The organism is Hwangdonia seohaensis, assembly GCF_031932625.1.
GTDB classification, from domain to species: Bacteria; Bacteroidota; Bacteroidia; order Flavobacteriales; family Flavobacteriaceae; genus Hwangdonia; species Hwangdonia seohaensis.
In genome coordinates, this window is sequence record NZ_JAVSCK010000004.1 from 186,618 (window position 1) to 199,766 (window position 13,149).

10 protein-coding genes are annotated in these 13,149 nt (G+C 38.0%); 1 reads left to right on the forward strand and 9 read right to left on the reverse strand.

Annotation, left to right across the window (positions count from 1 at the left end):
* Window position 1: 1 nt before the first annotated feature.
* Both RNZ47_RS13585 and RNZ47_RS13590 read right to left on the reverse strand, forming a co-directional pair.
* A complete protein-coding gene (locus tag RNZ47_RS13585; RefSeq protein ID WP_311941191.1) occupies window positions 2-2,986 on the reverse strand; it encodes an amidohydrolase family protein in 2,985 nt (994 codons plus the stop codon).
* Between the two features lie 83 nt (window positions 2,987-3,069).
* A complete protein-coding gene (locus tag RNZ47_RS13590) occupies window positions 3,070-4,137 on the reverse strand; it encodes a DUF3810 domain-containing protein (RefSeq protein ID WP_311941194.1) in 1,068 nt (355 codons plus the stop codon).
* A gap of 303 nt (window positions 4,138-4,440) precedes the next feature.
* On the opposite strand from RNZ47_RS13590, the gene RNZ47_RS13595 reads away from it, so the two are divergent.
* Window positions 4,441-5,901 (forward strand): aminoacyl-histidine dipeptidase, encoded by a 1,461-nt coding sequence (locus RNZ47_RS13595; RefSeq protein ID WP_311941198.1) that lies wholly within the window; start codon window positions 4,441-4,443, stop codon window positions 5,899-5,901.
* A gap of 215 nt (window positions 5,902-6,116) precedes the next feature.
* Here the strand turns inward: RNZ47_RS13595 and RNZ47_RS13600 are convergent, their stop codons facing one another.
* From RNZ47_RS13600 to RNZ47_RS13630, 7 genes are all read right to left on the reverse strand, one after another.
* Window positions 6,117-6,773, reverse strand: a complete 657-nt coding sequence (locus RNZ47_RS13600; protein WP_311941202.1) for an EndoU domain-containing protein — start codon at window positions 6,771-6,773, stop codon at window positions 6,117-6,119.
* Between the two features lie 187 nt (window positions 6,774-6,960).
* Window positions 6,961-7,185, reverse strand: coding sequence for a membrane protein insertion efficiency factor YidD (gene yidD, locus RNZ47_RS13605; protein WP_311941204.1), 225 nt, complete (start codon window positions 7,183-7,185; stop codon window positions 6,961-6,963).
* Between the two features lie 204 nt (window positions 7,186-7,389).
* The gene (gene cysS, locus RNZ47_RS13610; protein WP_311941209.1) at window positions 7,390-8,871 is read right to left on the reverse strand and encodes a cysteine--tRNA ligase; all 1,482 of its coding nucleotides are present in this window, start codon (window positions 8,869-8,871) and stop codon (window positions 7,390-7,392) included.
* A 13-nt stretch (window positions 8,872-8,884) separates the two neighbouring features.
* Window positions 8,885-9,247, reverse strand: coding sequence for a four helix bundle protein (locus RNZ47_RS13615; RefSeq protein ID WP_311941212.1), 363 nt, complete (start codon window positions 9,245-9,247; stop codon window positions 8,885-8,887).
* A gap of 106 nt (window positions 9,248-9,353) precedes the next feature.
* A complete protein-coding gene (folE, locus tag RNZ47_RS13620; RefSeq protein WP_311941215.1) occupies window positions 9,354-10,031 on the reverse strand; it encodes a GTP cyclohydrolase I FolE in 678 nt (225 codons plus the stop codon).
* Between the two features lie 539 nt (window positions 10,032-10,570).
* Entirely contained in the window at window positions 10,571-12,088 is a 1,518-nt protein-coding gene (locus tag RNZ47_RS13625) for an OmpP1/FadL family transporter (RefSeq protein ID WP_311941218.1), read from the reverse strand.
* 28 nt (window positions 12,089-12,116) lie between these two features.
* The gene (locus RNZ47_RS13630) at window positions 12,117-13,133 is read right to left on the reverse strand and encodes a hypothetical protein (protein ID WP_311941221.1); all 1,017 of its coding nucleotides are present in this window, start codon (window positions 13,131-13,133) and stop codon (window positions 12,117-12,119) included.
* Between the last annotated feature and the right edge of the window lie 16 nt (window positions 13,134-13,149).

The window sequence follows — 13,149 nt, forward strand, 5'->3', positions numbered from 1 at the left end:
TTTAGTGTTGGTGTTCTTCGTTATCGATTGAATCGCAGTGTAAATGTTCTTTCACTTTCTTTTTAATAGGCTGCGTTTTTAAACCTTTGTTTTTGGCTTGCATCATCATATTAATAAGTGTGCTTTTTTCGTCTTTTATTTTAGTACGTTTTGCTTCATCTTGTTTTAAATCGAAATAGGTGACACCCTCGATAATGGTTTTTTCGGCCTTGGCGTAAACGGAAAGCGGATGGTCTGACCAAAGCACCACATCGGCATCTTTACCCACTTTAATACTGCCAACTCGATCATCAATATGTAGCAGTTTTGCAGGGTTGAGCGTTACAAATTTCCAAGCCTCTTCTTCGCTGATACCGCCGTATTTTACAGATTTTGCAGCTTCTTGGTTTAGTCGGCGGGACATTTCGGCGTCGTCGCTATTAATAGCCACCGTTACACCGGCGTTGTGCATAATGGCAGCGTTATACGGTATCGCATCGTTAACCTCGTATTTGTAGGCCCACCAATCGCTAAACGTCGAGCCGCCAACCCCGTGTTCTTTCATTTTATCGGCCACCTTGTAGCCTTCAAGAATATGGGTAAACGTATTGATGTTAAAGTCGAATTTTTCAGCTACTTTCATAAGCATATTTATTTCGCTTTGTACATACGAGTGGCATGAGATAAAACGCTCTTTATTTAAAATTTCTGCCAGCACGTCTAATTCAATATCTTTTCTGTACGGTTTGCCGCTTTTCTTTAAAGCGTCGTAGGCTTTAGCTCTATTAAAATAGTCAACAAAAACCTGCTCGACACCCATACGTGTTTGCGGAAAACGAACATTGGTCTGGGCACGGGTTTGTTTTACGTTTTCACCCAATGCGAATTTGATGAATTTCGGGCTGTTTTCGTAGATGAGATTATCTGCCGTTTCGCCCCATTTTAATTTGATGATGGCCGACCGACCGCCAATGGGATTCGCAGAACCATGTAATATTTGAATGGAAGTAACGCCGCCAGCTAGGTTTCGGTATATGCCAATATGGGTTTCGTCAATAACATCTTCAATGCTTACTTCGGCTGAAGAATTTTGTCCGGCTTCATTCACCGATGATGTGGCAATATGCGAATGCTCATCAATAATTCCAGCGGTTAAATGCTTGCCCGTGGCATCGATAATTTTAGCACTTCTATCGGATAGGTTTTGGCCAATCTTGGCAATCTTTCCGTTTTTAATTAACACATCGGTATTCTGTAAAACACCTTCTTTTTCGCTGGTCCAAACGGTAGCATTTTTAAATAATAGCGTTTCGGCTTTTGGCAATGCTTCAAATCCATACGAATTGTTAGGGAAGGTAATGGGCAACACCTTTTCGGTTTCTGTTTTTTCTTTTTTCGTGTCATCTTTTGAGGGATCTTTTTCTGTCTCAGATGATTTTGCAAAAAACGAAAATTCATTGCCGTTTGGCATAATGGTTTTACCGCTTAGGTTTTTGTTGGTATCAATAGTTGCGGCAATTCTTATAAATTCCTGTTTTGTAGAATCAGCTGTTGTAAAGGCAATATTAACCCAATCGTTGGTGTATGTTATTTTAGAACCAAGTGTTTTATCATTGCTGGTAATCTCAGATTTAGGTTTGCTTAATTCGCCTTTAATCTTCATGTTGTAGTCGTTTCCGGCAACTGTAAATTCGTAAGAACCTCTAATGTCCTTAGTGTTTAAAGGCTCTAAAACATGCGGATTACCTTGAACCCAATTTTCGTAAAGCGTCGTCTTTTTATCAAAAATATCTCCGGAAGTAATTAAGAAATTAGCAAAACTACCGTTTGTTAAGGACCCAATGACATTGGATTTTCCTAAAAGTTGTGCCGGAATCGTAGTTAAAGCTTCCAGGGCTTTTTCTTTGGAAAGACCATATTCAACAGCTTTTAAAAGGTTGGATTTAAAGTCTTTAGGCGATTTTAAATCGTGGGTTGTTAAAGCAAAATTGATGTTGTTTTCGGCCAAAACTTTTGGGTTGGCAGGTTTTTGGTTCCACGCGCGCATATCACCCAACGATAAAGTTGATGCTAAAAAAGGATCTTCAACATCGTAAGCATTGGGGAAATTAATGGGAATAATTAGCGATGCATTTGTGGCTTTAACTTCGTTAATACGCTCGTATTCATCGCCGCCGCCAACAATTACATATTGCACATTATGGGCATCGCCAACCTTATCGGCCCTTAAAATATTGGCCCGACTTCCAGCATCGAAAATTTGAACTAAATTTTGGTTGCGGTTTAATGCTTCAAGCGATAAATCCTTGGTTTTGCTCAATCCTTTAGCGTACCAATCGGCATCTAAATACATTTGGCGCAACAACGCCATCGCACCCATTAAAGAGCTTGGGTAAGACTGTCTTGAGGTTACGCTTTTTCTAAAAGACAAATATTGCCCCGAGTTCGCATCCAAAACCCGAGTTTCGTTGCCATCTTTTTCGTTGAGAGCTACAAGCGTTCCACTCCCTCGTACAATACCATCTTGAATGTGTGTATTTACAACACCAAAACCAGCTTTAAGTAATTCGGTAGCCGATTTGGAGTCGTATTTAAAGGCAGTAATGGTTTTGTTTTCAGGCATAACATGGTCGTTCCAATAATAGCCCGTTCTGCTGGCATCGTATTGGGCACTTCGGCTACTGCTTGACGAACGTTGCGGTTTTTCAACTCCAAAGCTGGAATACATATCAATAAACGACGGATAGATACTTTTGCCCGAAACGTCAATAATTACAGCGTTTTTAGGAATGCTTACAGAGGTTCCCGTGGCAACTACTTTCCCATCACGAATAAGCAAGGTGCCTTTATTGATAACCTGTGTGGGCGTTACATAAATTTTGGCATTGGTAAATGCGGTGAAGTTGGTGTTTTTTGCCGTTACGCCATCATTTTTTGGAAAATAATCTTGCGACAATACAGACAAACTACACAACAGCGTCAGGATTAAAAACTGCTTTTTTATCATTATAATGGTTAGTTAAAAAGTTTAATTTCTAAAGATATAAATTAAGAAGATAGTTGTAGCGTATTAAGAATTTTTTAACATTGTTACAAGGTGGCGTCTTCAAAATAATTAACCAACAAGGCCACAACGTAGTTGTAACTTTCCATGCCTTTACTTTGGTTGTTGACTTTTAAAAAATTGCCGTAAAAAAGCTTAAACAAAGGTTCGGTTGGGTTTTGGTGCGCTTCCCAAAACAAACGCACTTCCTCGTAATTTTTTAAAATACCAATATTTACATCGGCAACAATGGTTTCGTATAAAGCCTCATCGCGTCGGTAAATTTCATTCAAACAAAACCGCAGTCCAAAGGTGTAGCCCGAGTATTTAAAGTAAATGTCATCGTTATTTATAGTGGCCAAAAACCCAATAAAATTAGCTTCGTTTTCGGCGGCATAACCCAACTGATGTGCAATTTCGTGTGCCGTAGTTGTGGGGAATTTATAAACCGGAATCAAGCCATCCACCTGCGCTTCGTTGGTTAACGGATTCAAATAACCGCTAAAACCCATATAGGTTAAAGGGTAGCTAAACAACGATTTTTTAACACTTTTCGGGTGATATTCCAAATGCGGAAACGTCACCTTTAAATGGTCGTAACCATTCTGGGTACGCTTAAAAATTTCAGATTTGCTATACGGAACCGCCACCCTTACCGTATCGTTATCGGTAATTTTTAAATGGTATGCGTTCGATTTTTCAATCAGTTTTTTAGTCACCAAAACCAACTGTTCGGTGGTGTAATCGTGGTTTAAATTCAGGTTTTTATGTAGTGGCAGCCGGTAATAATTCAAGCCCCAAAGCGCATGGAACGCAAAGTAAAAAATCGACAAAACCGCAACCACATCAACTATCCATTGCTTGGTATCCTTTCGCAAACGCTTCCTGTTTTTATACAGCCATCGCACCGCGTAAATAATGGCAAATGCGTAAATAAAATCGCCAAACGAAAACGGCAACCAACCCAAAACATACCTAAAAATTTTCGAAATAAAAGGGTACAAACCATTGCTGTAATAGGTTTCAACAAACTCCGGATTATTTGATAATAATTTGATTAAAAAATACTGCGGAATCAATAAAAGTGCAATAATTGTTTTTTTCTCTTTCAGCATGTTTCAAAAATAATAAAAATTTGTACCCTATGGCCGTTGTTTATGTGTTAAGGTTTCTTCCTGCTTTCCACTGTATCTTTTTAAAAACGTCATTGCGAGGAGCACGAGACGTGGCAATCTGTCAATATTTTATTCTGCACAAAATTAAGTCTACTTTCTTTTTTAAAAAGGATGCCGCTGCAATCAGGAGTAGCTGCCAAAGTATGGCTTTATTTGTATGTAAATTTCCTTGTAGGTTTTTAGAACCAGCAAGGTATTCCGGTTCACTATTCGTATCTTTGGGGCTATAAAAACAAAAAACCAATGAGCTCAGAAATAAGACAACTCGAACCACAACGACTTTGGAATAAATTCGCCGACTTAAATGCCGTACCGCGACCATCAAAAAAAGAAGAACGCGTTATCGCATTCATGAAAGATTTTGGAAAAAACCTCGGCTTGGAAACCATTGAGGATGAAGTGGGGAACGTGATTATAAAAAAACCGGCAACCGCAGGAATGGAAGACCGCGTTACCATTGTGATGCAGTCGCATTTAGATATGGTGCACCAAAAAAACAACGACACGGTTTTCGATTTTGATACCCAAGGTATCGAGATGTTTGTCGAGGGCGATTGGGTAAAAGCCAAAGGCACAACTTTGGGCGCCGATAACGGCTTGGGCGTTGCCACCATAATGGCCATTTTAGAAAGTACCGATATTCCGCATCCGGCCATTGAAGCTTTATTTACCATTGATGAAGAAACAGGAATGACGGGCGCCATGGGACTAAAAGGCGGTTTGCTTAATGGCGAAATTCTTTTAAATCTGGATACCGAAGAAGATGACGAAATAGGCGTGGGTTGCGCCGGCGGTGTAGATGTTACGGCAACCCGAACTTACAACGAAGAAGAAACACCGGAGTTTAAAATAGGTTACGAAATTAATGTAAAAGGTTTACAAGGCGGCCATTCGGGAATGCAAATCCACGAAGGTTTGGGCAATGCCAACAAACTAATGAATAGGGTGTTGTTTGATGGATTCGAGAATTTCGGATTGCGCATTTCAGAAATCGATGGTGGCAGTTTACGTAATGCCATTCCGCGAGAAAGCAAAGCTGTTGTTGCTATTGACGCCATTAATGAAGATGCGTTTGTGTTGGAAATGAAACAACAGGCCGATACCATAAAAAAAGAGCTTAAAACCATGGAACCCGATTTAGAAATTACCGTTTCTAAAACCGATACGCCACAAAAAATTATGGATTTGGGCGTTCAAGAAGGGTTAACACGGGCTTTGTATGCAGCCTTAAATGGCGTGTACCGCATGAGTGCCGATATTCCGGAATTGGTGGAAACTTCAAATAACATCGCACGCGTTATTGTAAAAGATGGTCACATTAAAATAGGTTGTTTAACACGTAGTTCGGTGGAGAGTTCTAAACTGGATTTAGCAAATACCCTGCGCGCCACCTTTGAGTTAACAGGTTGCGAGGTGGAATTTTCGGGCGATTACCCGGGTTGGACACCCAATATGGATTCTGCGATTTTAAAGGTAATGACGAAGTTGTACGAAGATTTAAACGGGGAAAAACCGCATGTAGCGGCATGCCATGCCGGATTGGAATGTGGTATTCTCGGGCAAAATTACCCAGAGATGGATATGATTAGTTTTGGGCCCAATATAAAAGGCGCACACTCACCCGATGAGCGTGCCCAAATATCATCGGCGCAAAAATATTGGAAGTTTGTTTTGGAGATTTTAAAGGCGATTCCTAAGAAATAGAATGTTCTTTTTGGGGGTTTGTTTAATGTGTTTTTCTATTAATAAATAACTTTATATAGAAAATTCGTGAACCCTGATGTTTCGAGGTTCGTGAGTGGGTAGAAGAAGCTTTTGCAATAGCCAATAGCGAATAGCCATTTGATGAGAACTTTGTTTTAAAATTAGCTTAAAATTGCTTGTTTTTTAACTCAGTTCTTCGTTGGCAACTAATATTTTTAAATTAATGGATAAAGTGATTTTAATTTACCGTTTCTTATAATTATTTCCACTTCTATATTTGATTCAGTTAAAGATTTTATTTTACTATTAATTAAATCCTTTTCATTTAGTTTATCAAATGCGAATTTACATTCCATAAGTAATGTTGCTAAATTCCAATCCTTTGGAAAAAATGTGCTTGCAGCTCTCTTTTCAATCCATTTTTTTGTCTTAACGTCAAAAAATTCAAACCTTGCTTTGAACACTCGAGTTGTTTCATTTATCTCAATAATCTCTATTATTCTGACTTTTTCTGGGTCGAAAAAATGAATACCTGTTAATTCTCCTCTTTTTATTCGTCCGATTGTTGCGTGAATAAATCCGTCGACTATTGCAGGTTTAAATTCAGTTCCTTTAGGTGTTGCTATTAATTTTTCAGATGTTATTATATTCATTTCCTCTACGATTTGTTGAGCTCTTTTCGGATTTGTAGTTTTCAGTAATTTTAATATTGGTGAATATCTTTTTAATGCTCGTAATGATTTAAAAGGTCCATTTCCATCTGAAAAGTCAATTGGAAAATGATTTGGAATTCGAACGATAAACGTTCCCTCTTTAAGCTTCTGTTTGTCTGTGGAAAATCCATTCCGAAGTATGTAGTAATGGTATTCCATATTTGTTGCTAACAATTATATATAATTAATATTAACTACATAACCAATGATGTGTGTCATAGTTAATGCACGTATCAATGCTGCAAACGAAATTATAATTTTTTTTCTGACAAAGTCAAAATTAGTAAAACGAAATAAACAGATTTTTGTATGGTAACGGAAGTTATCGGATCTTTTTGCATAAATATTAAGGCACAGGGTCGTACCCAGAGCCGCCCCAAGGATGGCAGCTAAATATGCGTTTTATGGCTAACCAACCGCCTTTAAAAAGACCGTGTTTTTGCAGGGCTTCTTTGGAGTAGTGCGAACAGGTTGGTTGAAATCTACAGGTGGCAGGCGTTAATGGCGATATCAAGGTTTGATACACTTTTATTAATAACAAAAACGGTGCAATGAGTAGTTTTTTTAACATTAGTTTTGTCATTCCCTCGGAGGAGGGAATCTTTTATTTGAACCTCAATTATTGTAAAATGGATGCCGCATCACATTTCGATTTGTACCCATGTTTATGGAATCAAATCGTATAGCGTCTACCTGAACTTGTTTCAGGTTTCCATTAGGTTTGTACACACTTTATGTGATTCTGAAACAAGTTCAGAATCACGGCCAACATATATTAATTAATCGTAAACGTTGTGCCGTCTTTACCATCTTTTAGCTGTATGCCAACGGCGGCTAATTCGTCCCTGATTTTATCCGATAAAGCAAAATCTTTATTCGCTCTGGCGTCTTGTCGTAATTTAATCAACACATCAACGGCAGCAGAAAGTTTATCGGTTCCGGAGTCGTTTTTTGTGATGTTTTCTAAGCCTAAAATATCAAAAACAAAAGCGTTTATGGTGTCTTTTAATGTGGTTAAGTCTTCAGCGTTTATGGTTTCCGAACCTTCTTTTATTTGGTTGATGTATTTAGCGGCTTCAAACAAATGCGCGATTAAAATGGGCGAATTAAAATCGTCGTTCATCGCATCGTAACATTTTTGTTTCCAACCGTTAATATCAACCGATGAGGTTTCGGAGGGTTTTAAATCGTCTAATAAATTCACCGCATCCATTAATCGGTAAAAGCCTTTTTCGCTTGCCAATAAACCGGCATCGGTTAAATCTAAAACACTGCGATACGACGATTGTGCATTAAAAAAACGAATGACACTTGGCGCATAGGCTTTACTGAAAATACTGTTGTTTCCAGACAGTAATTCATCAGGATTTATAGTGTTTCCGGTAGATTTGGACATGCGTTGTCCGTTCATTTCCAGCATATTGGCGTGCATCCAATAGTTTACGGGCGGCTTCCCTTTTGCCGCTTCGTTTTGTGCAATTTCACATTCGTGGTGCGGAAATTTTAAATCCATGCCACCACCATGAATATCAAATTGTTCGCCCAAATACTTCGTGCTCATCGCTGTACACTCTAAATGCCAACCTGGGAAACCATCGCTCCAAGGCGAAGGCCAACGCATAATATGCTGCGGTTCGGCTTTTTTCCAAAGGGCAAAATCTTGCGGATTTTTTTTATCGCTTTGGCCGTCCAATTCACGGGTGTTGTGTATTAAATCTTCAAGCTTTCGTTTGCTTAAAATACCGTAATGGTTGGTTTCGTTGTATTTGTGAACGTCAAAATATACCGATCCGTTAACTTCGTAGGCAAAACCATTGTCGGTAATGGTTTCAATCAGCTCGATTTGCTCAATGATATGGCCCGTTGCCGTAGGCTCAATACTTGGTGGTAAAAAATTGAATATTCTTAGTACGTTATGAAAATCAACCGTGTACCGCTGTACCACTTCCATCGGTTCAATTTGTTCTAAACGTGCTTTTTTCGTGATTTTATCTTCGCCTTCATCAGCATCATTTTCCAAATGTCCCGCATCGGTAATATTGCGCACATAACGCACTTTATAGCCCAAATGCTTTAAGTATCGAAAAACCATATCAAAAGACATAAAGGTTCTTACATTGCCCAAATGCACATTGCTGTAAACGGTAGGACCGCAAACATACATGCCCACGTAACCGTCGTTAATGGGTTTGAAGGTTTCTTTTTTACCAGAAAGTGAGTTGTATAGTTTAATTTGTTGTTCTTTGTATAGTTGCATAGCTGTTAAGTCGTTAGGACTTTAGAAAATGATTTCGTAACGAATTGATTTTATTGGTAATCGATTCAACTTCAAATCTAATATTTTTATAGTTTTCTTCTGAAATAAATTCCAATTCTTCTGAAATTATAGCTTGATTTAATAATTCGAGAGCAGAACTGTAAGCCATAGTCATAAAATGCGCTTTGTCTTTTTTTGTTAATCTCGCTGTTCCTTCTGCGATATTTGATGACACTGAAACTGAACATCGTCTCATTTGAGAGATTAAACCAAACTTTTCTTCCGAAGGATATAAATCTGTAACTTTATAAGTTGTAACAGCCAATTGAATGGCTTCTTTCCAAACTTCTAATTTCTCAAACGAATATAAATGCATTTTTTTATCGCTTAATTGTTTATTGTGAATTGTAAAGTTGTTGTTTGTTCAGATTTTGTATGCATCTTCGGTTAAACGACTTAACAGCTTACAACTAACAGAAAGACTAAAATTTCGTGTCTAATTTTATGTAATCTAAAAATTCCCTACGTGTAGCTTCTTCTTTAAATTTACCTCCAAATTCTGAAGTAACGGTACTGCTTTCAATATCTCTAATGCCTCTTGAGTTTACGCATAAATGTTTGGCATCAATAACACAGGCCACATCTTTGGTGTTTAAAACCTCTTGCAATTCTTTTACAACTTGTATGGTTAAGCGCTCTTGTACTTGCGGGCGCTTTGCAAAATAATCGACGATACGATTCATTTTGGATAGCCCAACAACCGTGCCGTTTGAAATATAAGCAATGTGTGCTTTCCCAACAATGGGTAATAAATGATGTTCGCAGGTTGAATACACCGTAATATTTTTTTCAACCAGCATTTCGCCGTATTTATATTTGTTTTTGAAGGTTGAAGCATTTGGTTTTTTCTTCGGATCTAAGCCTCCAAAAATTTCTTTAACAAACATTTTTGCTACTCGATTTGGCGTGCCACTTAAACTATCGTCGCTTAAATCTAAGCCTAAAGTTTCCATAATATGGCGCACGTCGTCTTTTATGATGTCTATTTTTTCTTCGTTTGAAAGTTTAAAGGCATCATTGCGCATTGGCGTATTTGATGAAGTTCCAATATGGTCGTCTCCTAAAGATTCGAATTCTTCTATTTTATTTTCAATTTTCACCCGTTTAATTTTTTTTAATTCTGTAATAATAAACTAATTAAAAAAATGAGAACGTGTGTAATCACTGCGTTCTCTCATTAAAAATTTTAAAAACCCCATTTGGGAAATATTCTTTTTAAAATTTATTAATGTTCGTTTCATCAGTTAAAAAAATCTTATTTATAAGTCTGCAAAGATAAACAAAACACTTTTGTTATGTTTTGTATTAACAAACAATTAATTACAATGGAACGCTAGGGTTGTAAATCGTGGTTTCAAATATAAACTGTCATTCCCGTAAACGCGGAAATCTGTGTATTTGTCTGCTTTTTACGGGTTAAATTACAAACAACAAATTTCTTGAAACGAACTGTCCTCGAAGCGGAGCCATAGAGGTGTTTCACTCTTTTTAAGAAATTTGTTGTTTAGATTCCCGATGTCTCGGGAATGACAGTTTCAAAGGAAACCCCGAGGTAGAACCTCGAGGAATTCGTTTCGATTAAAGCAAAAAGCTTGAATAGACTGTATTCAAGCTTTTTTAAAAATAGATTTATTATTTTTTAGATATTGAAACTTAACGAAAACGTTAGGTTGGAATTTGTTCTATCAACCAAAGCAGCGTCGGTTAAGCCAACATTGTATAGTTGGGTTTCGTTTGTTCTGTTTGATTGATCGTAAGTAACATCTAATTTTGTGTTTCCGAAGTTATACCCAATTCCGAAAGAATAGCCTGTTAAATCGCCAACCGTAACGCCATTTTTGTATGGGCTTTCTTCAAAACGATAACCGCCTCTAAAACTGAATTGCTTGTGCTTGTACTCGCCGCCCAATCGATATGTTGCAGCATCGGCAAGCATGTTGCTAATGTTGTTGTTTACGTTGGTGTAATCGTTTTCCGGTTTAAACTTTGTACTGCTGTAATCTTTACGCGAATAATCGAAACTTATTAAGCCTTGTTGCCCAAAAACGTATGCTAAACTACCCGTGATTTTTGAAGGTGTTTGTAACTTGTATTGTGGATAGATATTGATTATTTGCGGATTTATCACCTGCGTTTCCATGGTACCGGCATCATCCCTTACGGTTGCTAAATATTGCGTGGTTTCTTCTTCCATGGTGTACCATGTTGGTGAATCATAGGTGAAGCCTACCCTAAATTCCGGACTCAGTTTTAAAATACCACCCAATTGAAAAGAGAACCCATTTCCTCTTGTTGATAATGTGTTTTCAAATTCAATATCATTTATAAGTGAGCCTGAATTGGCATTGTCTTCAAACAATAAGGTTGAACGTTGATAATCTATAAAGTGCGAATTAAGGTTTAAACCTAAATATAGATTTTCCTCGTATTGGGCAGCCATATTAAAGGTTAGTTTGCCATTGTAACCCGTAGAGGTATAGGTGTAATCGTGGTTAAAATCACCATTTGCTAAATTTGAAAAGTAGGTTGTATTGGCATCGTTATTAATGTCATCTGGTTCTAAAATATAAGACTCAAACCCTAAAAAAGCTTGTTGATGCGCAAAGCCATAAACATTGCCAATATCTGCATAGGCATCGGTAAGCGATTCGCCATCTAAGGCCGAAATTTCATCTAACCTTAAGCCATCGGCATAGTTTAAAAAGTAAAGGTCTATCGATTGGTTGTTGGTATTTGTTCCGAAGGCAAACCAATTGTTATCAAAATCGTTGGTTTTTTCGTAAGCCACGCCCATTGTGAATTTTCTCCAGGGCGAATTATTTCTACTCGCAAAAACAAATACGGCACCACCTTGATTGATGTCGAAATTAGAATCATTGGTGCTTCCGGAGCCATTAAAATATTGCGTATCGTTGGTGGTCTCCAAAGTAGATAGTGTAAACGAGGCGTGACTGCTACTAAAAATCGCTGATCCTGCAGGGTTTAGGCTCACCGCACTCATATCGCCACCAAGCGCACCAAATGCACCGCTTAAAGCCCTGAAACGAGCCGTTCCCTGTATGTTATCTTGCGAATAACGTATAGCATCTGTTATGTCTTGAGCGTATATTGTAGACATAGATAGGATACCTATGAATAGTAAATGTAACTTTTTCATATCTATTGAATTTTTCTTTTTTTAGATTTTATCCGCGTCTTCCTCTTGATGAACTACTTGAACTTCTACTAGTGCCACTAGAACTTCTGCTACTTGATGAAGATGACCTGGTAGTTGTTCCCGAACTTCTGCTACTAGACGATGATCTTGAGGCAGAGGAATTTGAGCTTCTTCTGCTCGTTCCAGAATTATAAGTGCTTGAAGGTCTGGTTGAGGTTCTGTTTCTTCTTACAGCCGGTGTAGACGACCTTGTTGTTGAATTTCTGGCCGGAGCTGCTGTAGAGCGTCGTCTAACCACATTAGTGCCTACGCGCGAATTTGTTGAATTGTTTCTATTTATTGTTGAGGTTGAACTGCTTCTTCTAGAGTTATAATATCTTGAATTGGTCGAATTGATGCCACTTGAACGGTTTGAAAAACTACCGCGTCTGCTTGCGTTATAAGCTAAACCTCGGTTGTAGTAGCGATTGTTTCCGTAATATCTGTAGTTTCTATAGGGGTAACCATAATAGCCGTAGCCGTATCTATAAGGATTGTAAAAGCCACCATACAAACCGCCAATATAAAAAGAAGGGTGCCAGTAAGAGTCATAATAACCATAATTACGCCATCCATTATAGCCCCAATGGTTATAATACGGTCTGTGCCACCAATAATTATACCCATAGCGCGGATAAATATTTATCGATATTTCGCTGATATCCTGTCCCCAACCCGCATAGCCTTGATAGTTGTTATTAATGGAGTCGTTTTCAACATAATTATTGCCTACATACGAATCGATATCTGTAAACACCTCATCGTTTGCCATATTTTCATACTCTAAAGCCTTGGTCTTAAAGTAGTTTTGGTAATAATTGTTTTGCGAATTATCATTAACCGCTACAACAGGTTGCTCTTGCTGTACAGGTTGTTCCACAGTGCCGTAAATACCATCATTGTCAACGCCTACGTATTGATAAGAACCACACGATGATAAACCAAGTAGCAAAACAAAGCTTGCTAAGATTGGTATTTTTCTGTTTAGGTAGTTATTAAATTGCATATCTCCAGAATTTTAT

Coding starts and splice junctions, on each gene's coding strand:
- RNZ47_RS13585 (WP_311941191.1), bottom strand. CDS start 2,986: ATGATAAAAAAGCAGTTTTTAATCCTGACGCTGTTGTGTAGTTTGTCT.
- RNZ47_RS13590 (WP_311941194.1), bottom strand. CDS start 4,137: ATGCTGAAAGAGAAAAAAACAATTATTGCACTTTTATTGATTCCGCAG.
- RNZ47_RS13595 (WP_311941198.1), top strand. CDS start 4,441: ATGAGCTCAGAAATAAGACAACTCGAACCACAACGACTTTGGAATAAA.
- RNZ47_RS13600 (WP_311941202.1), bottom strand. CDS start 6,773: ATGGAATACCATTACTACATACTTCGGAATGGATTTTCCACAGACAAA.
- yidD (WP_311941204.1), bottom strand. CDS start 7,185: ATGTTAAAAAAACTACTCATTGCACCGTTTTTGTTATTAATAAAAGTG.
- cysS (WP_311941209.1), bottom strand. CDS start 8,871: ATGCAACTATACAAAGAACAACAAATTAAACTATACAACTCACTTTCT.
- RNZ47_RS13615 (WP_311941212.1), bottom strand. CDS start 9,247: ATGCATTTATATTCGTTTGAGAAATTAGAAGTTTGGAAAGAAGCCATT.
- RNZ47_RS13625 (WP_311941218.1), bottom strand. CDS start 12,088: ATGAAAAAGTTACATTTACTATTCATAGGTATCCTATCTATGTCTACA.
- RNZ47_RS13630 (WP_311941221.1), bottom strand. CDS start 13,133: ATGCAATTTAATAACTACCTAAACAGAAAAATACCAATCTTAGCAAGC.